General features: G+C 47.4%; 27 protein-coding genes. 26 read left to right on the forward strand and 1 reads right to left on the reverse strand.

Annotated features, from left to right (window positions below; translation table 11 throughout):
• The first annotated feature begins 71 nt into the window (after positions 1-71).
• The 14 genes from HP401_RS02125 (at position 72) to HP401_RS02190 (ending at position 12,207) form a co-directional block, all read left to right on the forward strand.
• Entirely contained in the window at positions 72-1,175 is a 1,104-nt protein-coding gene (locus HP401_RS02125; protein ID WP_142496162.1) for a prephenate dehydrogenase, read from the forward strand.
• Between the two features lie 90 nt (positions 1,176-1,265).
• Entirely contained in the window at positions 1,266-2,546 is a 1,281-nt protein-coding gene (aroA, locus tag HP401_RS02130) for a 3-phosphoshikimate 1-carboxyvinyltransferase (protein WP_173603886.1), read from the forward strand.
• A gap of 316 nt (positions 2,547-2,862) precedes the next feature.
• Positions 2,863-3,984: an amidohydrolase family protein gene (locus HP401_RS02135; protein ID WP_173603887.1), complete on the forward strand. Its 1,122-nt coding sequence runs from the start codon at positions 2,863-2,865 to the stop codon at positions 3,982-3,984.
• A gap of 148 nt (positions 3,985-4,132) precedes the next feature.
• The gene (locus tag HP401_RS02140) at positions 4,133-4,723 is read left to right on the forward strand and encodes an RNA polymerase sigma factor (protein WP_007716581.1); all 591 of its coding nucleotides are present in this window, start codon (positions 4,133-4,135) and stop codon (positions 4,721-4,723) included.
• Complete coding sequence (locus tag HP401_RS02145) at positions 4,720-5,370, forward strand: zf-HC2 domain-containing protein (protein WP_012686167.1); 651 nt, start codon at positions 4,720-4,722, stop codon at positions 5,368-5,370. The genes HP401_RS02140 and HP401_RS02145 overlap by 4 nt, the downstream gene beginning before the upstream one ends.
• 128 nt (positions 5,371-5,498) lie before the next feature.
• Positions 5,499-6,446, forward strand: coding sequence for a tetratricopeptide repeat protein (locus tag HP401_RS02150; protein ID WP_173603888.1), 948 nt, complete (start codon positions 5,499-5,501; stop codon positions 6,444-6,446).
• A gap of 103 nt (positions 6,447-6,549) precedes the next feature.
• A complete protein-coding gene (locus HP401_RS02155) occupies positions 6,550-7,668 on the forward strand; it encodes a hypothetical protein (protein ID WP_173603889.1) in 1,119 nt (372 codons plus the stop codon).
• A gap of 9 nt (positions 7,669-7,677) precedes the next feature.
• Entirely contained in the window at positions 7,678-7,893 is a 216-nt protein-coding gene (locus HP401_RS02160) for an IDEAL domain-containing protein (RefSeq protein ID WP_173603890.1), read from the forward strand.
• 89 nt (positions 7,894-7,982) lie between these two features.
• Positions 7,983-8,405, forward strand: a complete 423-nt coding sequence (locus HP401_RS02165) for a DUF2487 family protein (RefSeq protein WP_173603891.1) — start codon at positions 7,983-7,985, stop codon at positions 8,403-8,405.
• Positions 8,406-8,655: 250 nt separating this feature from the next.
• On the forward strand, positions 8,656-9,174 hold the full coding sequence (locus tag HP401_RS02170; protein ID WP_064199985.1) for a Rieske (2Fe-2S) protein: 519 nt from the start codon (positions 8,656-8,658) through the stop codon (positions 9,172-9,174).
• Position 9,175: 1 nt separating this feature from the next.
• Entirely contained in the window at positions 9,176-9,847 is a 672-nt protein-coding gene (qcrB, locus tag HP401_RS02175) for a menaquinol-cytochrome c reductase cytochrome b subunit (protein WP_012686173.1), read from the forward strand.
• A 28-nt stretch (positions 9,848-9,875) separates the two neighbouring features.
• Positions 9,876-10,667, forward strand: a complete 792-nt coding sequence (locus HP401_RS02180; RefSeq protein ID WP_173603892.1) for a menaquinol-cytochrome c reductase cytochrome b/c subunit — start codon at positions 9,876-9,878, stop codon at positions 10,665-10,667.
• A 76-nt stretch (positions 10,668-10,743) separates the two neighbouring features.
• Positions 10,744-11,343 carry a DUF1405 domain-containing protein gene (locus HP401_RS02185; protein ID WP_016740044.1) on the forward strand — a complete coding sequence of 200 codons (600 nt, stop codon included), beginning with the start codon at positions 10,744-10,746 and terminating at the stop codon, positions 11,341-11,343.
• Between the two features lie 48 nt (positions 11,344-11,391).
• The gene (locus tag HP401_RS02190; protein WP_064199986.1) at positions 11,392-12,207 is read left to right on the forward strand and encodes a sporulation protein YpjB; all 816 of its coding nucleotides are present in this window, start codon (positions 11,392-11,394) and stop codon (positions 12,205-12,207) included.
• Positions 12,208-12,265: 58 nt separating this feature from the next.
• Here HP401_RS02190 and HP401_RS02195 read toward each other — a convergent pair whose 3' ends face one another.
• The gene (locus HP401_RS02195; protein WP_173603893.1) at positions 12,266-13,123 is read right to left on the reverse strand and encodes a YitT family protein; all 858 of its coding nucleotides are present in this window, start codon (positions 13,121-13,123) and stop codon (positions 12,266-12,268) included.
• 215 nt (positions 13,124-13,338) lie between these two features.
• On the opposite strand from HP401_RS02195, the gene HP401_RS02200 reads away from it, so the two are divergent.
• From HP401_RS02200 to dinG, 12 genes are all read left to right on the forward strand, one after another.
• Entirely contained in the window at positions 13,339-13,686 is a 348-nt protein-coding gene (locus tag HP401_RS02200; RefSeq protein WP_016740047.1) for a nucleotide pyrophosphohydrolase, read from the forward strand.
• Positions 13,679-14,431: a 4-hydroxy-tetrahydrodipicolinate reductase gene (gene dapB / locus HP401_RS02205; RefSeq protein ID WP_087348317.1), complete on the forward strand. Its 753-nt coding sequence runs from the start codon at positions 13,679-13,681 to the stop codon at positions 14,429-14,431. The genes HP401_RS02200 and dapB overlap by 8 nt, the downstream gene beginning before the upstream one ends.
• A 48-nt stretch (positions 14,432-14,479) precedes the next feature.
• Positions 14,480-14,890, forward strand: a complete 411-nt coding sequence (locus HP401_RS02210) for a methylglyoxal synthase (protein WP_012686180.1) — start codon at positions 14,480-14,482, stop codon at positions 14,888-14,890.
• The gene (gene bshB1, locus HP401_RS02215; protein WP_173603894.1) at positions 14,887-15,582 is read left to right on the forward strand and encodes a bacillithiol biosynthesis deacetylase BshB1; all 696 of its coding nucleotides are present in this window, start codon (positions 14,887-14,889) and stop codon (positions 15,580-15,582) included. Before HP401_RS02210 ends, bshB1 begins: the two co-directional genes overlap by 4 nt.
• A gap of 16 nt (positions 15,583-15,598) precedes the next feature.
• Positions 15,599-16,741 carry an N-acetyl-alpha-D-glucosaminyl L-malate synthase BshA gene (gene bshA / locus HP401_RS02220; RefSeq protein ID WP_173603895.1) on the forward strand — a complete coding sequence of 381 codons (1,143 nt, stop codon included), beginning with the start codon at positions 15,599-15,601 and terminating at the stop codon, positions 16,739-16,741.
• A gap of 127 nt (positions 16,742-16,868) precedes the next feature.
• The gene (locus HP401_RS02225) at positions 16,869-18,092 is read left to right on the forward strand and encodes a CCA tRNA nucleotidyltransferase (protein WP_173603896.1); all 1,224 of its coding nucleotides are present in this window, start codon (positions 16,869-16,871) and stop codon (positions 18,090-18,092) included.
• Positions 18,082-19,065, forward strand: a complete 984-nt coding sequence (locus HP401_RS02230; RefSeq protein ID WP_173603897.1) for a biotin--[acetyl-CoA-carboxylase] ligase — start codon at positions 18,082-18,084, stop codon at positions 19,063-19,065. The genes HP401_RS02225 and HP401_RS02230 overlap by 11 nt, the downstream gene beginning before the upstream one ends.
• A 260-nt stretch (positions 19,066-19,325) precedes the next feature.
• Positions 19,326-20,189 carry a 3-methyl-2-oxobutanoate hydroxymethyltransferase gene (gene panB, locus HP401_RS02235; RefSeq protein ID WP_173603898.1) on the forward strand — a complete coding sequence of 288 codons (864 nt, stop codon included), beginning with the start codon at positions 19,326-19,328 and terminating at the stop codon, positions 20,187-20,189.
• Positions 20,186-21,052 (forward strand): pantoate--beta-alanine ligase, encoded by an 867-nt coding sequence (gene panC / locus HP401_RS02240; protein ID WP_217365899.1) that lies wholly within the window; start codon positions 20,186-20,188, stop codon positions 21,050-21,052. The genes panB and panC overlap by 4 nt, the downstream gene beginning before the upstream one ends.
• Before the next feature lie 20 nt (positions 21,053-21,072).
• The gene (gene panD, locus HP401_RS02245) at positions 21,073-21,456 is read left to right on the forward strand and encodes an aspartate 1-decarboxylase (RefSeq protein ID WP_007723146.1); all 384 of its coding nucleotides are present in this window, start codon (positions 21,073-21,075) and stop codon (positions 21,454-21,456) included.
• Positions 21,457-21,538: 82 nt separating this feature from the next.
• On the forward strand, positions 21,539-22,948 hold the full coding sequence (locus HP401_RS02250) for a tetratricopeptide repeat protein (RefSeq protein WP_173603899.1): 1,410 nt from the start codon (positions 21,539-21,541) through the stop codon (positions 22,946-22,948).
• 91 nt (positions 22,949-23,039) lie between these two features.
• Positions 23,040-25,943 carry an ATP-dependent DNA helicase DinG gene (dinG, locus tag HP401_RS02255; RefSeq protein ID WP_173603900.1) on the forward strand — a complete coding sequence of 968 codons (2,904 nt, stop codon included), beginning with the start codon at positions 23,040-23,042 and terminating at the stop codon, positions 25,941-25,943.
• Positions 25,944-25,968: the final 25 nt, after the last annotated feature.

The following is a 25,968-nucleotide window of genomic DNA, read 5'->3' on the forward strand; positions in this document are numbered from 1 at the left end:
AAGGACGAAGATGCCGGGCATGCCTCGGCATCTTTGTCTAAGAGAGATATAAGGAAGGATAGAGAGTGGAGATGAAAAAAACCACTATTACTGTAATCGGCGTCGGGCTAATTGGCGGTTCCATTGCGCTTTCGATGCGACGCGATCCAAATATTCGGGTAGTCGGCTATGATTTACGTCAGGATTGTTTGGATAAAGCACTGACTCTAGGTGTCATTCACGCTGGTACAACTGATTTGCAGACCGCAGTTCGAGAAGCGAATGTCATCTTCCTCGCATCACCTGTAGAGCAAATCGTTGCAACCATTCGCTCGTTAGTGGAAATGGAGCTGCAGCCGGGTGTGATCATTACGGATGTTGGAAGTACAAAAGCAGGCATTGTCAGACAAGCTGCGGATGTCATTCCCGATCATGTTACGTTTATTGGTGGACATCCGATGGCGGGCTCGCACAAATCAGGCGTGGAAGCTGCTTCTGACCGTCTGATGGAAAACGCCTACTATGTTTTGACACCAGCGCCGGGAACATCTGTAGAAAAAGTAAAGCAATTGTCTGAACTACTTACACTCACTCGTGCAAAAGTCGTGCAAATGGACGCGGCTTCACATGATCAGGTCGTAGGTGCGGTTAGTCATTTCCCGCACATCCTCGCTTCTGCTCTGGTCAATCTGGTGGCAGGGTACGACGAGGAAAATGCTTGGCATACCACGCTTGCTGCTGGTGGCTTCCGTGACATTACACGCATTGCTTCGAGCAACCCCCAGATGTGGCGTGATATTTTGTTGCAAAACCGTGACCCGATCCTCAAAATCGCAAAAGATTGGGCAAATGCATTGGAAGATGTCGTTCACCTCGTAGAACAGGGAGATCCAGAAGGAATCGAGCACTTCTTCAAAACGGCACGAGAATTCCGCGACAGCTTGCCTGAGCGCAAAACGGGTGCATTACCTCCTTTGAACGATTTGTATATCGATATCCCGGACCACCCTGGCGAAATCGGACGAATTACGACGTTATTGGGAGCAAGAAATATCAACATCACGAATCTTCAAATCAGAGAGACACGAGAAGACATTTTTGGGGTGCTACGCATTACGTTCCATTCGCAACAAGAGTTAGAAAAGGGAGAGGAAGTTCTTCGCTTTTTCGATTACAATGTATACAAGCGCACATAAGTTTTTTTATGCAAACACACTTTACAACGAAGACGCTTCACAGTGCGACTGGTGATCTGGAGAGCGTGAGAGAGAAAAGGAGTGGAAGTAATGCTTCGCGTACAACAAGCCAAACAAATCAAAGGTACCGTTCGCGTGCCAGGAGATAAGTCCATTTCCCATCGTGCAGTTATGTTTGGAGCTCTAGCAGAAGGAACGACAACCATTGAAGGCTTTTTGCCGGGTGCCGATTGCTTGAGCACGATTAGCTGCTTTCGTCGGATGGGGATCGAGATTGAACAACAAGGAGATGCCGTAACCGTACAAGGAAAAGGCTGGTACGGCTTGCAGGAGCCATCTCAACATTTGGATGTAGGGAACTCCGGTACGACCATTCGCTTAATGGCAGGGATCATGGCGACACAGCCTTTCCATGTGGTGATGGAAGGCGATGAGTCTATTGCCAAAAGACCAATGCGCCGTGTAATCGGACCGCTCCGTCAAATGGGCGCCAAAATCGATGGAAGAAAAGACGGTGAATACACACCGTTATCCATTCGAGGTGGGGAGCTTCAAGGGATCGCGTATCAATCCCCAGTGGCAAGTGCACAAGTGAAGTCAGCTATTATGCTGGCAGGGTTGCAGGCAAAAGGCGTGACGAGTGTAACAGAGCCGCATTTGTCCCGCGATCATACGGAGCGTATGCTGCAAGCGTTTGGTGTACAAGTCGTGCGTGATGGCTTGACTGTTTCCGTAGAGGGCGGACAAAAACTAAAAGGCCGTGCCATTTCTGTTCCGGGTGACATTTCTTCCGCAGCCTTTTTGATTGCAGCAGTTATGGTTGTACCTGGCAGCTCGCTTCTCATTGAAAATGTCGGAATCAACCCAAGTCGCACGGGCATCATTGATGTTGTCAAGGCGATGGGGGGAAGTCTGGAGCTTTTGAATGAGCGCATCGTAAATGAAGAGCCGGTTGCAGACCTCCTTGTGACGCATTCGGAGCTGCACGGGATTGAAATTGCCGGAGATATTATTCCACGTCTGATTGATGAAATTCCGGTAATTGCGGTCATGGCAACGCAAGCGAAAGGACAGACCGTGATCCGTGATGCCGAAGAGCTGAAAGTAAAGGAGACAGACCGTATTGCCACGGTGGTTGGTCAACTGTCCAAATTCGGCGCTAAGGTGACACCTACCGATGACGGAATGATCATCGAAGGAAAGACAGGATTGACTGCGGCTGTCATCGATAGCATGGGGGATCACCGAATTGGCATGGCGATGGCAATCGCAGGTCTCATTGCCGAGGGTGAGACGAAAATCGAAAACGATGAGGCGATTGATGTATCGTTCCCTGGATTTCATGACTTGCTTGTGAAAATCAGCCAATAATGAAAGAGAAGTCTGTTCCTTTAAAGGGTAACAGGCTTCTTTTTTTGTGCAAAGACAAAGCGTTCCGAATTTTAGCAAAAATGATTTGACAAGCGCTTACATTCCGTTTATTATAAAACTACAGTATGGTTTCTCTCCACTCCTATCCAATATAAGAAAGCACGTGTGTGCTACCGTCGTTTGAATGCGCTTACATCAACGACGGTCTTTTTTTGTTTAAAAAGCGGATTGGCTCGAATGAGTACTTTTTCCCCTTTTTTGTGCATATGCTCGTACAAGGGTAGCGTGTGCAAGATAGGTGGGAGGGGGACGGGCTATGCTGGAGCAAGGGATGGTCATACGCGGGGGAACGGTTGTCACAGCACGAGGAATGAAAGAAGCAGATATTTGGATCCGTGATGGGAAAATTGTACGAATGGCTAAAGATACCTTGACGAAAAACCCCTTCAACGATTTATATGAAGAAATAGATGCTACTGGTATGTATCTTTTGCCCGGTTTTGTCGCACTCCTGACACATTCGTTGTATAAAATCAAAGATGTTGATGTCTATATAGAAGCCATGCGAAATCTCATCAGCATGGGATGTACAAGCCTGATGGACGTCTTCAGGCCAGAGCGTTGGATGAGCAGACCGCAGATTCACTATCAACAAACCCAGCATTTCAACAGTTTGCTGGATTATGTTTGGCATGTGGAAATCGATGTCGCCGATCTTTACGGTGACCGCTTAGCCGAGTGGATGAACCACGGCTATTCTTCGTTTCATGTCACGATTCGAAATCCAGAAGAAATTTCCACAATAAAATGGGAAACGCTTTTGCAACTTCAAACGTCTAAACAAACGATCCTGCATATGCAGGTACAAAATGACCCGTTTCTGAAAAAAGAACAACGGGAACTTATTCGACAGATTTGGATGGAGGCTACTCGTTATTGGCGGTTGCGTACTGTCATGACAGATTCTCAAGCGGCCTTTCATTTTGAAGAAAATGACCCGTACCTGCATATTTTTCGTTTGCCGGCTGAAGTGACGGACCAAGGTCTACGTCACTTACATCGTCAATGGTTTGGGAGTTGCCAAGTAGCCTCTCCGATACACGATGTACGGATTGATACACGGAAGAACTGGTGTACGCAAGAAGAATTGCTTTGCTTGCTAGTCAGGCTCGCTTCGACAAATGTTGCAAAAGCAATTGGTCTTTATCCGCGAAAAGGAAGCTTGACAACTGGCGCAGACGCTGATATCGTTTTCCTGAAAAAGGAAAACTGGTTGACAAAGAATGATCTTTCCACTATTCTCAATTTTAGTGAAATGCATCTTCCAACATCTGTTATGTCGAACGGTAAATGGATATATCGAAATATGCGATTTATCCCTTTGATTGGTATGGGTAAGTGCTTATTCGACACGAAGCCCTACTCTTATGTCATATAACCCCGGTTTGGGGGTTTTTTCGTGAATGGTTTCCAGTAGACAGACGTGAAAAAGAATCGTAAGGTCGCGCAACTTTTTACATCCCCAGCAGTCTAATTATGCAAAAGGCCGCTGAGGGATCGGAATCGCAAGGAGGTAATCTCTGATCATGACCGATTCCCAGCTTATCCGAGAGATTAAAGAAGGTAATCTGGAATGCTATGCTGAACTGATTCGTCGATATGAAAAAAAGATCCTCTCATTTGTTACTCATCTTTTGCGTCAGGCACATTTAGAGCATATAGCGGAGGATATATGTCAGGAGACGTTTTACAAGGCGTATAAGAGCATTCATTCTTTCCGAGATGTAGAAGCTACATTCTCCACCTGGCTCTATACGATTGCACGCAACTCCGTACTAAGTGAATTGCGCAAAAGCCGCAATTCTGACGTGTATCTGGATGATACGTTGCAAGTGCCTATGGCATCTCCCAAGACACTGCCTGAGCAAGTTTTGCTCCGGAATGAACGGGAGAGCATGGTAAGACTGGCGATCAACAGCTTGCCAGAGAAGCAACGCTCAGCACTGATATTACGCGAGTACGAACAAATGGATTACACAGAAATCGCAACGATTCTGGATTTAACAGTGAGCTCTGTGAAGTCTCTACTGTTTCGAGCGCGGCAAAGTATTCGTGGACAGTTGGAAAACTACATCCTGGACCCTCATTTGGATGAAGCTGAAGGGATGAATCGATGATGAGATGTGAAGAAGTTCAGGAAATTCTGCCTGAATACGCCGAAAATCTGTTGCCTGAGGTGACCCAACGCCGGGTTGATCACCATATGGCTTCATGCTATGCCTGTCGTTCCGACTATGAGCTTTGGTCGGACAGTGATGAGTGGATGGAAATGGATAAAGAAGAATACCATTCTGTAACCCCATCCCGTTCCATTGTAGACGCTGTGATGGCCCGTATTTTATCGGAAGAGCGATGGGCGATCCCGATTGGCAGGAAAATTTTCAGCGTGACAGCGAGAATGCGACGCATGGCTGCGAGTGTAGCTGTCTTGTTGCTAATGGTCTTTTCTTTCACTTTATATGTGAATTCAAGTACCACGGAGCAAGCGAATTCGCTCGTGATTAATGGAGAAGTTATGGAAATTAACACGCCAAAGGCTCAAGTCATTTCTTCTTCTATGCAAACAGATGACGGTACGTATGTGGTAGAAGCCCAGCCGTATACGGCGCAAGGAGATTCACTGGAACATGCTACTGCTTCGATCGTACCACTCGATGGGAAGCCGACTTCTCCTGATTTAGCCAAACCGAATTACAGCATTGTACTTAGTATTTTTGGAATCCTTATTACTGTTCTTACAATGAGCTGGCTAACACGAGCATAATGTTATATGATCAAGAGTAAAAGAAAAGACCGTCTTCGGACGGTCTTTTGTGGCTATTTTATTAGAGTGGTTGTTCAGCAAACGCGTAGAGCAACAAGGCCACGTAAAATACATATGAGGTGAAAGAAATGCCGAAAAAGTGGCTGTATGTCATAGACGAAGCGATCAAGCGGATTGAAAACGATGAAGTAGAGTTGGGCTTGACCGCTCTGCAAAAGGTTCAGGAGCATGGAAAAGATTTGCCGGATGTCATGATGTATTTGGCAGAGGTCTGGTATCGACTTGGACATTTGGAAGAGGCGAGTCAATTGCTGACAGATGTCATGGCCAAAAATCCGCAAATGGATTCCTCTTTACGTAGAGAATGTCAGCTGCTGCTAGCGGAGATTGCATTGGATTCCAGTGATTTTGAGACGGCGCAACATCTTCTTTATGAATGCAAAGAATCTGGCTTCGAAAGCATCCAGCTTGACTTGTTGTTAGCGGATCTGTATTCACTCCAAGACTTAGATGAAGTAGCGGTCAAGTACTTGGAGCAAGCGAGACTGAAGGAGCCAGACAACCAAGATATTATGGCAGCACTGGGTAACTTGTATTTCCGTATTGGAGAAGACGAGAAAGCAATGAAGCTCCTGGAACAAGCCGGGGATGAAAGTCTGTCTATGCTTTTGACGAAGGGGCGTTCGTACGCACAAAGCGGTCAATTCGAACAGGCTTACCAAGTATTCCGTCAGGCGCTGGTCATGGATCGTTCGCCAGAAGTACTCTACGGCTGTGCACTGATGGCATTCCACGTAGGACGACTGGATGAAGCAGCAGAATTGGTCAATAGTTTGCAAGCCGTTGACGAGGAGTATGTGGCAGCATATCCATTAGCTGCAGATTTGAATCTTTCGATGGGGAAAACAGAAGCAGCGATTGAGGCGTTGAAGCAATACGTATCGTTGTCAGGTTTCGATTTGGACCAAATCCGCAGGCTGATTGCCCTTTTGAGTCAAGCCGGACGCTATGAGGAAGCGAAGGAATACCAACAACTTCACGACCTGTGGGACAATGAATCCGACGAGGAACAATAAAAAATCGACAAACAGGAAGTCACTTCGGTGGCTTCCTGTTTATTTTTCCGCATTTTGGCAAGAATGAGAGACAAGTAAGCCATCGTAAAGAAGGGATGCACAGATGAACTTGGCTGAGATCTTGGTTTACACCGATATCCGGCAGCTCCATCAGATTGCCAACCATTACGGATGCGAATGCAACCCTCATTCCAAAAACGAATTGATTACGTCACTGTTGTCTAGCTTGAGGCACAGGCTGACAATCTCTCAAGAAGTTGAGCAGCTGAGCAGTGCAGAAACCCATTTTTTGCTCCAATTGTTCCTGGACAAGCGTACGGTCATGTCGCTTGAGGATTTGTTGGCGAAGGCTGGAGTGGCACTGGAGTGTGAAAAGGAAAAAAAGCAGGAGGAAGGACGAAAGTTTGTTGCGGCTGCAATGAAGCGAGGATGGATTTTTCCGGCGAAAAGTAAGACAGTAGGGCAATACCAAATTCCGCTGGATATCCGTGAGCCTTACTTGCAAGCTTGGTTGACAAAGTGGCGTGAGTCAAACGCACTGCTTCATTCGGGTCCACAAGCATACAGGGATGAAGGAACAGCACTATGCGATGATATCATGCAATTTTTACAATTTCTCCAGCAGGAGCCAGTACCGCTTACCGCAGAAGGTGGCATGTACAAGCGTCATCAGCAGCAGCTTTTTCAATTTTTGTACGTAAAAGAAGAGCCGCTATTGCCACAAAAATGGCGTTTTGGGTACGGGCTGCATTTTGATTTATACCCTGACCGCTTTTCCTTGCTCTACGATTTCTGCTACTATCACCGTTGGATCGTCGAAGTGGACGGCAAGGTAGCAGTTACGGAAGCAGGGAGGGAGCGACTGGAGCAACCGTATAGCGATCAATTGTACCATGATGTCATTCGCTTCTGGATGAGGCTTTACAAGCGGGCTGTCCCCAATTTGCCAATGCTGGTTCAGCTTATTCCGTTGATCGCGTCGGCTGGATGGGTAAGTCAGCAATCTCTGATGGACACGCTGCTCCATTGGATGAAAGAGTTTTACTACGATTCACCTACGGATATCTTGGTGAATCGGGTATGCAAAATGATGGTGCATCTTGGATTGTTGCGCGTCGGACAAAACGAACAGGAGCAGTGGTTATACACCGCAACGTATGCGAGCCAGACTTGGCTTCGAAAATACAATGGTTTTACCGAAACGACTATTTTATTGAAGTGAGGGATGGGTATGGAGTGGCCGAATTTCTATTCCAACGCGTACGGAACGAACAATCAAATGGTTTCCGGTTTGCTATCTGAAATGGTGATCGACGAGCAGATGCGTCAATATCGCAAGCGCACACTAGTCCAGGAGATTGATGAGGCACTTGCATCGAAAAACAAAGAGCTGTTTTTGCGCTTAACAGACGAATTGAAAGAAATCATGACTTACGAGCAAGCCTAAATACATAATCGTATGCGTTATTGCTAGTCTCCAACCATTCATGGTACGCTTGTTTCCAGAAATGAACAAGGAAATGAGGAGACGGCTCTATGCAGTGGAACTTGAACGATTTTGAAAACTGGGAGGAGTTGCGATCCTTTGTGGATACCGCGCTGCTCCCTCTTTATTTGTACAGTTCGGACAGAAAAGTAGAAGAGCATGTAGTACGCATGAACTACTTATTAAATGTAGCTGCCGGGATTGAGCAACGGCTGAAGGGACGTGTGCTACTATTTCCGTTAAGCTATCACATAGGAGAAGAACAGGTGGAACAGAGAACACCGGCGGAATTTCCTTATAAAGTACTGCTTTATTTCCGCGGAGAAAAGATTCAAGTAAAGGAGAGGGCAGAAGAAGGTGTGTTGACGTTATTGGTAGGAGATGAAGACTTGGAATCTTCTTTGCGTTTCGAGGTGACCGTGGATGTGCTGTATAAAGAGGTCATCAAGTTGTGGCAAACTGGACAGAGTTAATCGATTTGACTAAAAAAGAGACGCGATAGAGAAAGCGTTTTCCGGTAATACTACAGAAAAATGGGTGGGGCAAGGTCTTAAATTTGACAATCTAGCAACAATATCCTGTCACACATCGTTTGAGCAAAGACATGTCCACTGGACATTCTTGACATCTTTATAGGCGTTAGCTATGATTGGGATTGACCTAGTGTATATGTATAAAAATGCCATCGTAGCGCTATTTTACAGGATAAGGAGGGAAAAAGATATGGGAGACAAACGCGAAATTTCCAGGCGTACATTTTTGAACTACGCCCTGATGGGAACTGGCGGATTCCTTGCTGCGGGAATGATCACCCCAATGATTCGTTTTGCGGTAGACCCCCTTCTGCAAGGACATGCAGGTGGAGATAAAGTAGCTGTCGGCAGTCCGGATGAGTTTAGTGCCGTGCCAAAACGCGTTGAATTCAAGGTCCATACCAAGGACGGTTGGTATGAATCAGAATCAACACTTACTGCATGGGTTACCAAGAACGACAAGGGTGAGATTCTTGCTCTGTCCCCGATCTGTAAGCACTTAGGGTGTACGGTTAGCTGGGGAACTGGCGCAGGACAACCGAATGAGTACTTCTGTCCTTGCCACATGGGTCGTTATACGATCAATGGCGAGCACATTTTGGGAACGCCACCTACGGCCTCTCTTGATGAGTATGAGACAGAAGTCAAAGATGGAAAATTGTATTTAGGTAAAGTAAAAGCAAATCCTCGTCCGGGGGTGAACGGCTAAAATGATGCAAAAAATGTATGATTGGGTCGACGAGCGCTTAAACATCACTCCGATGTGGCGTGACCTAGCTGACCACGAAGTACCTGAGCACGTGAACCCGGCACATCATTTTTCAGCTTTTGTTTACTGCTTTGGTGGACTTACGTTCTTTATTACCGTTATTCAAATCTTGTCTGGTATGTTCTTGACGATGTATTATGTACCAGACGTTATCAATGCTTACGAATCCGTTAAGTACCTCCAGAACGAAGTAGCGTTCGGGGTAATTGTACGCGGTATGCATCACTGGGGTGCCAGTTTGGTAATCGTGATGATGTTCCTACATACTCTGCGTGTATTCTTTACAGGTGCATACAAAAAGCCTCGTGAATTGAACTGGGTAGTCGGTGTACTGATTTTCTTCGTTATGCTGGGTCTCGGTTTCACAGGTTACCTCTTGCCTTGGGATAACACCGCATACTTTGCAACCAAAGTAGGTGTGCAGATCGCTGACTCTGTACCTTTCATTGGTCCATATGTGAAAACATTGCTCACAGGCGGAGACATTTTAGGGGCGCAAACCCTTACCCGTTTCTTCGCGATTCACGTGTTCTTCCTCCCAGGCGCACTGCTTGGTCTGTTGGGAGCTCACTTTGTTATGATCCGTTCGCAAGGTATCTCGGGTCCACTATAATCGGTCTTCGAAAAAAGGAGGAAATAGCATGGCAAAACAAGATAAAGATGCTACCTTCGTCGGAGATTCCCGAGTATCGGCGAAGCGTATTCCAAACATTTCTCCAGCCTACTCCGACTTTCCAGGTAAAAATGAGCCGTTCTGGCCAAACTTCCTGTTGAAAGAGTGGATGGTGGCAGCTGTTTGCTTGGTTGGTTTCCTTGTGTTAACGGTTTCACATCCGTCGCCGTTAACTGACAAAGCAAACCCGAATGATACTTCATTCATTCCGTTGCCAGACTGGTACTTCTTGTTCCTGTATCAAATGCTGAAATATCCTTGGGCTGCTGGGGACTGGGTCGTACTCGGTATCGTTGTCATTCCAGGTATCGCATTTGGTGCACTGATGTTGGCGCCTTGGCTGGATACCAGTAAAGAGCGTCGCCCTAGCAAGCGTCCAGTTGCTACAGGCTTGATGCTGACTGCACTCGTTGGTGTTTTCTACCTGACTTGGGCGGCAAACCATGAATATCATCTGGCTCACCCAGATAAAGGTAAAGGAACTGGTGGCAAAGAGGGATCGAGTGCAACAGCACCTGCTCCTGCTGACACCAGCTTTAAAGCAGATGCGCTTTGGAAAGCGCAAACAAGCTGTATGGGGTGCCACGGTAAAAACATGGAGGGTGGCATGGGTCCAAACCTCCAAAAAATCGGCGCAACTTTGGATGCAGCCAAGATTACTGATATCATCAAGAACGGTAAAGGCGCAATGCCAGGCGGTATGGTCAAAGATGATGCAGAAATCGCAAAGCTAGCTGATTACTTGGCTGGCTTGAAATAAGCTAATAGGGGAAAAGCTGGCTGGTAATGCGGTCAGCTTTTTCGTTAGCGGCGTACACAGCGGGAGACGATTATAGATGATCTGGATATGGGAGTGGTTTCGGCAATCTTTGGGCAAAAGGTGGTTTCTTTGGACGCTGTTCGTCGTCAACTTTTTAGGAACCATATATGGATTTATCTGGTATGGCAACCAATTGGCTGTGACACCAGCATATTTAATTCCTTTTGTCCCGGACAGCCCGACAGGTAGCGGACTTTTTTCGCTTGTACTCCTTACCTATTTGTTGGGTCGCCACATTCCTGTACTGGAAGCTTTGGCTGGCATCACCAATTTTAAGTATGGTGTCTGGGCCGTCTGCATTATCGTGGCTGGTTGGCTGATGGGCAATGAAGTGCGCGTGACAGACTTGATGCTGATTGTTTCCCACACCGGCATGGCTGTGGAATCTGTATTGTATGCGCGTTTTTACAAGCTAAGTCTTCTGCCGGTAGGAATCGCTGCGCTGTGGACACTGAATAATGATTTTCTCGATTACGTCATGGACATCCATCCTTGGCTGCCGAGTGTGCTGGATCCGTATGAGGGCTTCGTTGGTTTGTTTACGGTTCTTCTCAGTCTGATCTCGATCTCGGTGATCTGGTGGGTAAATATGAAGTATACGACAAATAAGGTCTAATCTTGTCCTCCTTTCCATAGGCTGTACTAGGGAAGGAGGTTATTTGCGTTGAAGAAAAACATCCGGTTTTTATTATTCTTTCTCATGATCGGGTTGTTCTTGTCGTGGCCCATTCATAATTTGTACTCGAAGCTGAATCAGCCGATAGAAGAAAAGCAGTTGGCAGCCTTGGATCAAATTGCGCATGAGTTCCTGACGTATGCAAAAAAAGGAGATCTTGAAGGGGCTGAGCAGCGCATCGTCCAGCTAGCAGACCGATTCCCGAACCAGCATTTGCCCAATCCAATACGAATTGAAAGTCTGAATGCAGTGACCCAGTCCATACTGGCAGCCAAGCAAAGCTTTGCTTCTGCAAATGCAAGTGAACAACAATTGCTGTGGCATGCCACGCGGGTCCGTATCGCCATAGACGCACTTACCCATGATCACCAGCCGATGTGGCGCAGCTACTATCCTTCTCTTGTCACACAGGTCCAAAACCTGCAGCTATCGGCTGTTGAGCGGAATTTCGGTCAGTTTCGCGAACAGTTTGATGAGAACTACCGATTATTTTTGGCGATTAAGCCGGGGATGAGTATTCAGCTTCCAGAGGGGCAAATGTCCTCGATTACGGTTGCGTACGATATCATATCCAAAGAGATGCGAAACAGCCAAGTAGATTGGCAGCTAGTTCGTGAGGCGTTGCGAGAATTGAACAGCTCCTTTCAAGTGGCGTTTGTGGGAGAAGAGAAGAGTACGTTTGCTCGTTTAATGATGCGGCCAGATTCTCCTATACTTATTCTTGCTTCTATCTCGATAGCTTTGATCATGGCCTTGTCTTACGTGGCATGGAAGAAATATGACGGAGAAATCCGTTCGACCTAAAAGGTGCAAAAACCCTTGCCTGTACGAAAAGGCAAGGGTTTTTCTGTGCTGCTTCATGCTAATCGTGAAGCGGTTTCTTGTTTTCATCAAGCGTGAAGCCTTCTCCGAGAACTTCATGCACGTCGTTTACGATGACAAAAGCATGCGGGTCAATTTCTTGCACAATGGTTTTAAAACGCATGACTTCATTTCGGCCGACAACGACATAGATGACTTTCTTTTCTTCGCCAGAGTAGGCTCCTTTACCGGCTAAGAGTGTCACACCACGACCTACATCGAGAATGTGCTTGGAGATGCTATCTGCTTCGTTGGAGATGATCGTCAATGCTTTTCCTGCATAAGCGCCATCTTGGAAAAAGTCGATGACACGTGCTGCGATAAAGACGACGACAAGGGTATACATGGCGCTTTCTAGATTCAAATAGACGAGGGACGCCCCAATGACCAAAATGTCTCCGAAAAATAACGTTCTTCCCATGCTAATACCCATGTATTTCTGAAGCAGTCTGGCAATGATGTCCACACCGCCGGTCGTTCCTCCGTAACGGAAAATAATCCCTAACCCGACACCAACAGCTACCCCGGCATACAGGGAAGCAAGCAGGCGATCTTTCATCGGCAATGGAAGCACACCATCAAATAAGGATAAAAAGACGGAAAGAGAAACCGTTCCCAAAATCGTGTAGAAAAAAGAAGTCCGTCCAAGAATTTTCCAGCCCAAGAAAAATAACGGTACGTTCAGGACAAAGAAGACGATTCCCTGATCTACAACCGGAACTAGCAGCTTGATCAAAATACTGATACCAGTGATACCGCCCTCAGCTAGGTGATTGGGAATGTTGAACGCGTTAATACCAAATCCCATGATGGCAGAACCGATGATAATAGCAATGATACTGTCAAGACGAATTTTCATATATCCTCCTGTTCGCCGGATCAGGAAACAGGCTTCCCCCCGGACTTGATGTGCAGGTAATACTTGTGTTACCTGAGGGCTATCCGAAAGCCATTATAAATGAACGCTCGTTTGATTGTCCATATGCTGGAAAGACGAAGTATTGTGATTTGGCAAACGAAGCCTTTTTTAGTACGATAGGTGAAAGAGAGAAGAATGTGAAAAGGAGTGGGCGGATGGAACGGCAAAAGACAATGCAAGAGATGCAGCAAGAAGTTGATCAATACATATCGCAATTTAAAGAAGGATATTTTTCTCCGCTTTCGATGCTGGCTAGAATGACCGAAGAAGTAGGTGAATTAGCCAGAGAAATTAACCACTTTTATGGAGAGAAACCAAAGAAAAAGGACGAAGGCGAAAAAACAGTAGAAGAAGAGCTGGGTGACGTACTCTTCATCGTGATCTGTTTCGCAAACTCACTCGGAATCGATTTGCAGGAAGCGTTTGATCGTATTATGCACAAGTTTAATACCCGCGATAAAGATCGCTGGACGAGAATAGAGGAGAACGAGCAGCATGACTAAACAAATTCGTGTAGCAGTTGCTGGCGCAAATGGTCGAATGGGGCAAGAAGTAGTGAAAATGCTCGCGCAGGATACGGCGCTCGTTTTTACAGGCAATTTGGATACGCGTGTGAGCGAAGAAGAAATTAATCAACAATTGGACGAAATGAAGCCGGATGTTTTGGTAGACTTTACGACACCGCATACGGTGTATCGTCATATGGAGCTCTGTCTGGCTCGTGGTGTGCGACCGGTTGTTGGAACAACAGGGCTGACAACAGAGCAGCTGCAAGAGATGACGGAGCGCTATAAAGAAGCTGGACTGGGTGCCATCATTGCTCCGAATTTTGCAATCGGGGCGATTCTATGTATGAAGTTTTCCGCAATGGCAGCAAAATATATGCCACATGTGGAAATTATCGAGCTACATCATGACCGAAAGCTGGATGCACCAAGTGGAACTGCTTTGAAGACCGCGGAGATGATTGCAGCCGTTCGGGAAGAGCTCAAGCAAGGGCATCCGGAAGAGGTAGAAACAATTCCAGGCGCTCGCGGAGCAGATTACGAAGGCTTCCGGATTCATAGTGTCCGCCTGCCAGGCATGGTGGCCCATCAAGAGGTTTTGTTTGGGGCAACAGGCCAAACGCTGTCCATTCGCCATGATTCGATTAACCGGGAATCTTTCATGCCTGGCGTGAACATGGCCATTAAAGCTGTAATGAATATGAACGGATTGATTTACGGATTGGAACATCTGATTGATTAAACGTTTGTTTAACATACACACTTACCCAGCCATAAGGGAGAGGTTTTCTTGAAAATTGCATTGATTGCCCATGATCGAATGAAAGAACAGATTGTGCAACTAGCGATGGCCTATGAATCCATTTTGGCAAAACATGACCTGTATGCCACAGGAACAACTGGGTCGCGAATCATGGAAGCTACGTCGCTTTCCCTAACCCGATTTCTGTCAGGACCATTAGGGGGCGATCAACAAATCGGTGCGATGATCGCCCGCAATGAGATGGATTTGATTATCTTTTTGCGTGATCCGCTTACCTCTCAACCGCATGAACCTGATATTATCGCACTGCTTCGACTGTGTGATGTGCACAAGATACCGTTTGCCACCAATCTCGGTTCGGCAGAAATCATGCTGAAGGCCTTGGAGCTGGGGCAACTGGATTGGCGCGAAGTGGTGCGTGAGGAGAATGAAGCATGAGTTCACTCGATATTTTGGCAATCGGCGCTCATCCTGACGATGTCGAGATCGGCGCGGCAGGTAGTCTGATTTTGGCAGCGAAAGAGGGAAAGCGCGTGGGGATTCTCGACTTGACCTACGCGGAATTGTCTTCGAATGGAAGGGTGGAGAGAAGGCAACAGGAAGCGGCTGCCGCTGACCAAGTGATGGGAGTGGCTGCCCGCTATAATTTTGGACTACCTGATCGTGGCTTGGAAGCAGTCAGGGAAAGTGCGATTGAACGCGTCGTTAAGCTGATTCGTGAAACACGCCCAGCCATTGTGCTTGCGCCTTATTATTCGGATCGTCATCCAGATCACGAAAGTGTAAGTCGTATCGTTCGAGAAGCGGTGTTTAATGCAGGCATCCGCAAGTATTTGCCGGAGCCTTCTTTGCCTGCCTATCGACCATCGCAATTCCTTTACTATTTTATTAATTCCACTGTCACACCGCAGGTTGTCGTGGATATCACTGGCGTTTATTCGCAAAAAATGGAGGCGCTGCGTTGCTACCGCAGTCAGTTTGAGCTTGAAGAAGGCAGTGTTCAAACACCCCTTACCAATGGGTATCTGGAGTCTGTCGAGTATCGAGAACGATTATTTGGTCAGCAGGCTGGTGTAGCCTACGCAGAAGGATTTGTCAGTGCAGCTCCGTATGTATTAAAGAGCTTGTGAGAAGGAGTGACACTGTATGAAGATCGGGATTACATGCTATCCGTCATTGGGCGGATCGGGCGTAGTAGCTACGGAGCTTGGCAAGCTATTGGCTGAGCGAGGACATCAAGTTCATTTCATTACAGGTGGAATGCCATTTCGCTTAGGCGCGTTTCACCCAAACATTTTCTATCATGAAGTAGAAGTGAACAACTATGATGTTTTTAAATATCCACCCTATGATTTGACCTTGGCGAACCGAATGGCGCAAGTGGCGAAAAATGAAAACCTGGACTTATTACATGTGCATTATGCTGTGCCACATGCGTTGTGTGCGTTCCTTGCCAAGCAAATGGTAGGGGATCATTTGAAAATTGTGACCACCCTGCACGGGACGGATATTACCGTTCTGGGTTATGACTCGAATCTGAGTGATATGATCCGCTTCGGTATTGAGCGAAGCGATTTGGTAACAGCGGTGTCCAATGATTTGATCAGGCAGACGAAAGAGCTGCTGCATACGGAAAAAGAAATTGTCCCAGTGTACAACTTCGTAGACAAGCGGCGTTATTACCCGAAAGAGGTTACGAAGCTGAAAAAGGTGTTTGCACCGAATGGTGAAAAAATTCTTATGCACATTTCTAATTTCCGTCCGGTTAAACGAGTGCCGGATGTGATTGAAATATTTTCACGCGTACGTGAAGAAGTGCCTTCCAGACTAATCCTTATTGGTGAAGGTCCCGAAATGGGGCTGGTCCGCAAGATGATCGCTGAGCTCGGTCTGAACGACGATGTTTGCTTCCTCGGTAAGCAGGAAGACGTTGCCGAGGTATTGTCCATGGCAGACATCATGTTGCTTCCATCAGAAAAGGAAAGCTTCGGCCTCGTTGCACTAGAAGCAATGGCTTGCGGTGTGCCTGTCGTCGCAACAGTGGCAGGAGGTTTGCCCGAAGTCGTGCTGGATGGTGTGAACGGTTTCTTGCGTCCAATTGGCGATGTGGAAGGCATGGCGAAAGAAACAATACGTCTCTTGCAAAATGAAGAGCTATACCGCGAATTCTCTGCGAACAGCATTGAGCGATCCTGCAAAACATTTTGTCATGAAACGATTGCCTCGAAGTATGAAGCACTTTACGCCAACCTGCTGGGAAGCAAATCCGAAGAAAACCTAAGCTTTTGAACGTAAGATGGTGCTTTTGGCTAGCTGATGCACCTTGGATAGTAAAATGAACAATCCATACAGAACTCTCATGAAAAACGCCTCCTTGTGTAGATCAGGCGGAGCAAACCAGAAAGGGGGGATTGGATTGGCGATAGAATTGGCAAAGCGTGTTCTCGACAGATTGGAGGAACACGGCTTTGAAGCTTACTACGTGGGTGGTTGCGTCCGAGATTGGCTTTTACAACGACCTGTTCATGATATAGATATATGTACGAATGCCCATCCCGGCGACGTCATCCGATTGTTTCCCGATCATGTCCCGACTGGTCTGAAACACGGTACTGTATCTGTAAAAGTCGAGGGGCAGCTATTTGAAGTAACCACGTTTCGGACGGAAGGAAAATATGAAGATTACCGTCGACCCGCTGAGGTTCAGTTCGTTTCAGAACTTCGACTCGATCTAGAGCGACGTGATTTTACGATGAACGCAATGGCGATGGATCGTCATCTAGTATTGCACGACCCGTTCGGTGGACAAGAGGACATAGAGCATCGGTTGGTTCGGGCTGTAGGCATTCCACTAGAGAGATTTCAGGAGGATGCCCTTCGACTTTTACGAGGTGTGCGATTTGCTTCTCAGCTAGGTTTTGCTATAGAAGACCAAACCATGCTTGCTATGAAACAGACGGCACCTTTGTTAGCTCATATTGCTGTGGAGCGCATCAGGGAAGAGCTGAATAAAACGCTCGACAGTAAAGCTCCAGAGGTTGGTTGTCAGTTGTTGAATGAAACGAGGCTCATGGCGTATGCTCCGGAGGTAGAAAAACTGTTCATCCTCTCAAATGAGCATGCTTGGCGGCTCCGTCATTTGCAAACCGTGACGCAAAAATGGTCGTTGCTCCTGTTTACTGCGAATTATTCACCTGTGCAAGCGCGTGAAGTATGCCGATTCCTCAAAATGTCCAAACGCGAGACAGAAGCAATTTGTTGCTTGGTTGAACTTCTTACGCGATTGCAGCCGAAATGGGATATCCCTCAAGAGATCGAGTGGGGACCATTGCTGCTTGAAGTCGGGTGGGACACGTGCAACGAGTTCTTTCTTTTATTGCAAGCGTGTTGGTGGGAGGAGAGGCAATCGTTTTCGATGCAGGCACTCCTCGATCAATACGAAAACATGCCTGTCAAAACCATCAAGGATTTGGCAATCACGGGGCTTGACCTGCAAATAGCTGTTCAGAAAAAGCCAGGCGAGTGGATTGTCCGCGTCTTGGAATCGTTGCTTAGACAAACGGCTCTGCATGGTTTACCAAATACACCAGAAGCACTTGTCGAAGTTGCAAAGAAAGAGGTTGCACAAGATGAACATTAAGCAAGTCATCCTCCAAGCATTCCGTGATCAGCCAGGCAGTTTCATTTCTGGTGAAGAATTAAGCCAAACATGCGGCTGCTCAAGGACGGCGGTTTGGAAACATATCGAAGAGCTGCGTCGAGATGGTTACGAGGTAGAGGCGGTTCGCAAATCGGGGTATCGCCTGCTGGTTGCCCCTGATCGCTTGTCCGCAGCAGAAATTATGGCTGGACTGGAAACGAATCGGATCGGTCAAAATGTCATCGCTTACGATGAGGTGGTATCTACACAGCCACTCGCACATGAGGCTGCGGCAAAAGGGGCAGTAGAAGGTACGATTGTGCTCGCCGAGCTGCAAACAGGTGGGAAAGGCAGACTCGGTCGACCCTGGCATTCTCCGAAAGGAACGGGGATCTGGATGAGCTTGATCATCCGACCTTCGATTCCGTTACCGAAGACACCTCAAATGACATTGCTAACGGCGGTTGCTGTAGCGAAAACAATCCGTGAAGGGACTGGGTTGCCTGTCAAAATCAAATGGCCGAACGATATTTTTATCGGTGACAAAAAAGTATGCGGGATTTTGACAGAGCTCAATGCTGAATCTGATCGAGTCAATTATTTAGTAATCGGAATAGGGCTCAATGCCAACAGTGTCGAGTCTGATTTCCCAAATGAATTGGCACAGATTGTGACTTCGCTTCGAATTGAATCTGGTGAGTCACTAAAGCGTGTTACGTTTATCCAGCGACTCTGCCGAATTTTTGAAGAAGAGTACGACCACTATTTGCGAGCTGGCTTTGAGCGTGTCAAACAAGAGTGGGAGAATCATTCATACACCATTGGCAAATGGGTGACACTCCAGACGATTTCACAACAGCTGGAAGGTCGTGCTGTTGGTTTGGATGAAGAAGGCGTACTCATGGTCGAGGATCAGGCTGGACAGATTCACAAAGTTTATTCGGCTGATGTCAATTATCGTGCAAATGGTTGAAGCATTTGTTATACTCCAATTTGGAGGCTGTATCACTTCGTGAACGGTACTCCCGGAGTATTTTTGTATCTATCGTGTAATCTTAAATCAATACGTGCAAGGACAAAAATCTGCTCAGAGCCTGTGTGGACCGAGACAGAAGGAATCCGCTAACGCAAAATGTCTTTTTGACATGGACAACCTTCTCCCGATTGACGCGAGAAGGTTTTTTTATTCCTCACACGATCCACGGGCTTGATGCAAAAGAGGAGCAATGAAAAATGGCACAAAACGACAGACCGATTACGACTTCGAGTATCCGCAAGAAAAAAGAAACGCGAACTCCGATTACCATGGTGACCGCCTATGATTATCCGTCAGCCAAATTAGTAGATGAAGCTGGCATTGATATGATTTTGGTCGGTGATTCATTGGGAATGGTCGTACTTGGTTATGACTCCACGATCCCTGTTACGATGGAGGATATGCTACATCATACGAAAGCAGTAACGAGAGGGGCCAAGCGTGCATTTGTCGTGACAGATCTGCCTTTCCTCAGCTATCACGGAACAGTTGAGGAAGCGGTGAAAAACGCGGGCAGACTAATGCAAGAAGGGCTGGCCAAGGCGGTCAAAATGGAAGGGGGCCGTGAACTCGCCCCAATCATTACACGCTGTGTACAAGCAGGCATCCCTGTCGTTGGACATATTGGGCTTACTCCGCAATCGGTACATCAATTAGGCGGTTACAAAGTACAAGGAAGAGATCTAGAGGCGGCCAAAAAATTGCTGGACGAAGCCCTTGCAATTCAAGAAGCGGGAGCATTCGCTATTGTTCTGGAATGTGTTCCGGAAGAGGTCGCAGGCATGATTGCAGACAAGCTGGACATCCCTGTGATCGGAATTGGAGCGGGTGCAACTTGTGATGGGCAAGTGCTGGTGTTCCATGATATGGTCGGCTATGCATCGGATATCACACCAAAATTCGTGAAGCGCTACGCAAACATTGGGGAAACAATCCGTGAAGCAGTGGAGACTTATAACAAAGAAGTGGAAGCAAGAAGCTTCCCAGGACAAGAGCATGTCTTCCATGCCTCTGAAGAAACCATCAAGGAATTGTACGGGGAAGGAGTGAAACAGTCATGATGCAAACAATGATGAAGCAAGTCTCCACCATTGCAGAGTTGCGTGTTCATTTAAAAGATGCTCGTCGGCAAGGCAAAACAATCGGAATGGTACCGACCATGGGCTTTCTGCATGAAGGACATCTCAGCTTGGTGAAAGCTGCTCGTGAAGTATGCGATTTGGTTGTGATGAGCATTTTCGTAAACCCGCTGCAATTCGGACCGAATGAAGACTTTGATCGTTATCCGCGTGATATCGAACGAGATAGCAAAATGGCGGAAGAAGCAGGAGTGGACTTCCTGTTTACCCCGGAAGTGAGCGAGATGTATCCGACGCCGATGCTGACCAATATTTCAGTGGCAAACGTGACGACTCCATTGTGTGGAGCTTCTCGTCCGGGTCATTTTGATGGCGTATCGACCGTCGTCAATAAATTGTTTCAAATTGTCCAGCCCGATTACGCCTTTTTTGGACAAAAGGATGCCCAGCAGATAGCTGTTGTGACGCAAATGGTTCACGACTTGTCGATGCCAGTGCAAATCGTTCCATGCCCGATTGTACGCGAAGCGGATGGGCTTGCCCTGAGCTCTCGGAATGTCTACTTGTCAGCGGATGAGCGAGCACAAGCACTCGTGCTATCACAGAGCCTGAGGCAAGCAGAGGAATGGCTGAACGAGGGCGTTGCTCTTTCTACAATCAAGGATCGTATTACGCAAATGATTTCCGAAAAGTCGTTGGCTGACATTGATTATGTGGAAATTTTGAGCTATCCAGCGCTTACACCAATGGAGCAGGAAACGGCAGGTCAGACGATCATCATCGCGCTAGCTGTTCGTTTTGGCAAAACACGTCTGATCGACAATACGATTACAACAATCAAGTAGTAATAAGGGAGGAATTGGTAGTGTTCCGCACCATGATGAAAGCAAAAATCCATCGCGCAACGGTAACTGAGGCAAACTTGAACTATGTTGGAAGTATTACCATCGACAAAAATTTGTTGGATGCGCTGGATATTTTGCCAAATGAAAAAGTACAAATCGTCAATAACAACAACGGAGCGCGTCTGGAAACCTACGTCATCGAAGGTGCTCCAGGCAGTGGCGTCATTTGCTTGAACGGAGCAGCTGCACGTCTCGTACAAGAGGGCGATATCGTGATTATTATTGCCTATGCGATGATGACGGATGAAGAGGCAAGAACCTACAAGCCACGTGTCGCCATCATGGATGAAAAAAATCAGATCAAAGAATTGATCGCGGAAGAAGTACACGCGACGATTCTGTAAGCGATCTGTCGACTCCTGCATAGAGCCACCTGCCTTGTGAGACAATGAAAGTACTCATGCCTCATAGGGGGTGGCTTTTCTTGTGAAAATCGAGGACTGGTTTCATACGCTTCGGAACAAAGCGCAGACGATTGAAGAGAAGTGGCAGGGGGCTTCTGAACAAGAACGTCTTCAGCTCGCAGAACAATTGTTTCAATTGCGCCAAGTAAGTGATACTGTCGTAGACCTGTGGCTGCAGTTCGAAGAAAAATTATCGAATGCGATTCGCAACATCAAGGAAATGGAAGGACAGCTTCCGGCAGAAGAGAAAAAGGCGCATCAGCCGAAGGTGAAAACAGAATCACCAAAGGCCATTGAAACAAACGCATACGAGCCGATTTTTCGTCGTGGGGAAGGCTTTTATCATTTGCGTATGTTCCAAGACGCGAAAAAGTGTTTTGCAGAATTAGTTCAAAAATCGCCAGACTGGGAAAGTGGGCGACTATATTATGCCTACAGTCTCCTTTTGTGTGAGGAGAAGGAATTAGCTTTTCGGGAATTCCGTCTTCTCGGCAGGACAGCTGGCTCCCCTACCATTGTGGCCATCAGTTTTAATGCCATCGGGTGTATACTTGCGGAAGAGGAGCAATGGCTAGAGGCAGCACAAGCTTTTAAAACGTCTCTCGAGATCAAGCCAGAACAGGAAGAAGCCAAATACAACCTCGCGCTATGCTATTTAAGAGATGGCGATGCACAGGAAGCTTTGGACGAATTGGAACCGTATCTAGAAAAAAACGAGCACGATTGGGAAGCGCAGATGCTATGGCTACGTGCTGCCAAATTACTGCATATGATGGACCAGACGGTGGAATGGAGCCCGCCGAAAGGCTTGCAACTACCGACACGCGATTTGGACAGCGATACTCTTCAGGAAATGGCCTCTTTATACGAAACAGTGGGCAATTACCACCGGGCACAGATTTGCTATCACTTTTTGACGGAGCGTTCCCCAAAAGATGGGTGGACGTGGCATGGCTTGGCCTGGAATACTTGGCTGATTGCTGGTACGAAGCGCGCATTGACGCTCGTCAAAAAAGCGATCAGTCTTGCACCCGAAAATGACGACTTTCTTTTTAGTTATGGCTGGATGCTGTTGTTTGACGGAAGGGTAGACGAAGCGATCAAAGCGTTTCGGATCATGCTGGAGAAAAACCGAGACAATCGCCTCGGACAATCCGGGATGATTTCCGCATACGAAAAGCTTGGGGATACACACGAAGCAAAACGGATGGCAAAGTATTTCCTGGAAGACGCTGAGCCATATGTACGTTCGTTAGGGTATTTTCATCTGGGAAGAATCGCGGTTGTGGAAGAAAATTGGCGCCTGGCTGAACAATATTTTCAACGGGCATTGCCATTCGCAGAACAGTTATGGGAAATCCCCATCTATCTGCAATTGTGTGCAAGCAAGCTCGGTCAATCAGAAATGCAGACTGAGCTGGTACAGCCGTAAATGTACAGGAGAGCAGGAATATTTCCCATCGTTGCCGAATGTGAATGAGTGCGGATTGAATGTTTCCGCCCAGGTTACGAGGTGACAACGTTTGAATCGATTACTTGTTGTAGATTTTGAGACGACGGGAAGCCATCCACGCCAAGGGGACAGCATCATTCAGATTGGTGCCGTCGCAATCGATGACGGGCAGATTACCGAGAGTTTTTCCACCCTGATTCATCCGGGCCAGGATATTCCCCCTTTTATTACCCAATTAACAGGGATTACCAACGAGATGGTTGCAGATGCTCCTTCCTTGGAAGAAGTGTTTCCAGATTTCTTGCGTTTATTGGACGGGCGAGCTTTTGTTGCACATAATGCAAGCTTTGATCTCCAATTTTTACAAGAAGCCCTGCTGAGCCAGGGCTATTATGCGTTTGACGGCTACGTGCTTGATACGGTGGAGCTATCCCGTGTTCTTTTGCCGATGCAAAATAGCTACAGACTCGGAGAACTGGCGTCTGAGCTGGAAATCGAGCACGATAATCCTCATCAAGCAGATAGTGATGCGCTTGCCACGGCCCAGCTGTTTCTCCACTTGCTGGATATTTTAAAGAAATTGCCACTTGTAACGATCCAGCGGCTGCAGATACTCGTCTCTTCGTTTCGCTCAGATATCGAGGTTCTTTTGCGGCAGATCGAGATGGAAAAGCTAATAGAGCTGCCAGAGCTGGATGGAACGCCAACCAAAACGGATTCCTCCGATATGTGGGATATTTATCGCCAGTTGGCCTTACGGAAACGCGAAGAAAAATTAACAGCGTCCCTGAAGCATCCTCCTGTTGATGTGACAGTGACCAAAGCGTTTGCCGAGCAGCTCGAGGATGTTTTGGGCGAAAACGGGTACATGCAGGCAAAAATGTCGGGGTATCAACGTAGGGATGCTCAAGAAGCGATGATGCATGCTGTCTATGAGGCAATGGAGGATGGCACCCATTTATTGGTTGAGGCGGGGACAGGTACGGGAAAATCATTAGCCTATCTCTTGCCGGGGATCATTTGGGCCCATCACAATCAGCAGCAGCTGGTGGTCAGTACCAATACCATTCAATTGCAGGAACAGCTATTTCATAAGGAAATCGCTACCTTGCAGGAGTCGTTGCCGTTTTCGTTTACTGCTTCGACGCTAAAAGGCAGAGGAAACTACTTATGCTTGCGTAAATTTGAACAAGCTGTGGACGAGCCTGTAGAAGGAAGCAGCCAAGAAATGCGCTTGGTAAAAGGGCAGATGCTGACGTGGCTCACGCAAACCGTTACTGGTGACGTTGAAGAGCTGAGCATGCCTCCAAGTGGCCAGCTGCTGTGGCAACAGGTAAAAAGTGATACGGGCTCTTGCCTGAATCGGGCTTGTCCGTGGTTTAGTCGCTGTTACTATTTTCAGGCGAAGGAACGGGCTCGCGATGTCGATGTCCTCATCGTCAATCACGCCCTTTTCATCAGCGATCTGCAAGCGGAAAACAGGATCCTCCCTGCGTATGAAGTTGCCATCGTAGATGAGGCCCATCATTTGGAGGATGCTGCGACACAGCATTTAGGCAAGCAATTTTCAACCACGCAGCTTCTTTTCTTGCTAGATCGTGCATCGGTTGAAGAAAGTGGGTCAATTGCACGCTTCGCAGAAGAGCTGCAAAGCTGGGTGCCTGCGGTACAAGAAGAGGTAGTGGCAAAACTTTTGGAGCTGAGAAAACAGTCCGCGACCTTGCGAGAGAAAGCGCAGCAATGGACACAGCTCTTGTATGCATGGGCATCAGATCGTGCGGAGGAGACGACGGACGCTGGTCGTGAGACGGTACGTTATCGGATCGAATCGTTTGTAGGCAAACACGAGAAGATACGCAAAGTAACCAAAAAGCTGATTGAAGGGATGACTGCATATGCAGCGGGCATCGAGCAGCTTTTGCGAACGACTCCGCAAGAGGAAAAACCACCTTTTGCTGTACGTAGTCTACTGACAGATTTATTTGGTCTCATTAAAGACTGGCAGAATACGGTGGAGCTGCTTCACTTCTTTTTACTTGAGCAGGATGCCGAGTATGTGTATTGGATGGAAGTAGAGTCCCGTACAGCTCGCAAGCAGGTGCATTTGTCCGCAGCACTCTTGAAGGTTGCCGACTCACTGGCAGAACCACTGTTCGCGCAAAAGCGGAGTCTGATTTTGACATCAGCCACTCTGACGGTCAAAAACAGCTTTTCCTACATCAAAAGCCAGTTTGGTCTCGACCAACTGCCCGAGGAACGAGTGCGTACCTTGTCATTGCCATCGCCGTTTCATTATGAAGAGCAGGGGCTGCTGTTGATCCCATCTGATTTCCCGGCACCAGGCAAAGAGAGTGACCACACGTATTTGGAGGCGGTCATACAAGGGTGCGTGGATGTCGTACTGGCTTCGAAAGGAAGGACGCTGATCCTGTTTACCTCCCATTCGATGCTTCGCCTTGTTTATCAAGCGATGAAGGAGCGGCTAGCGGAGGCTCCAGAACCGTATACGTTATTCGGTCACGGGATTGATAGCAACAACCGGAGCAAGCTGGTGCGACTGTTCCGAAGCATGGAGAGAAGTGTTCTGCTTGGGACGAGCAGCTTCTGGGAAGGTGTCGATATCCAGGGGGAATGGCTGAGCAGTTTGGTCATTGTTCGCCTACCGTTTGCTCCGCCGAATCACCCTGTCTATCAAGGAAGGGCAGAGCTTTTGAAGGCAGAAGGAAAAAACGCCTTTATGTCGTTGTCTCTTCCACAAGCCGTTCTGCAATTTAAGCAAGGGGTGGGACGATTAATTCGCCATCACTTGGATCGAGGGGTCGTGATCGTTCTCGACACGCGTGTGGTTGAGGCGAGATATGGACGCTCATTCCTTCAATCTTTGCCGCCATTTCAAATCGAAAGCGGTCCATGGCCAACACTGCGAGAGCGCATAGAGCCATTCCTTAGTATGCAATCCCTGTCAGATTCATAAAATGAAGCAATAGTCTCATAGGGAT

The organism is Brevibacillus sp. HB2.2 (genome assembly GCF_013284275.1).
In the GTDB taxonomy this organism is placed as follows: Bacteria; Bacillota; Bacilli; order Brevibacillales; family Brevibacillaceae; genus Brevibacillus; species Brevibacillus brevis_D.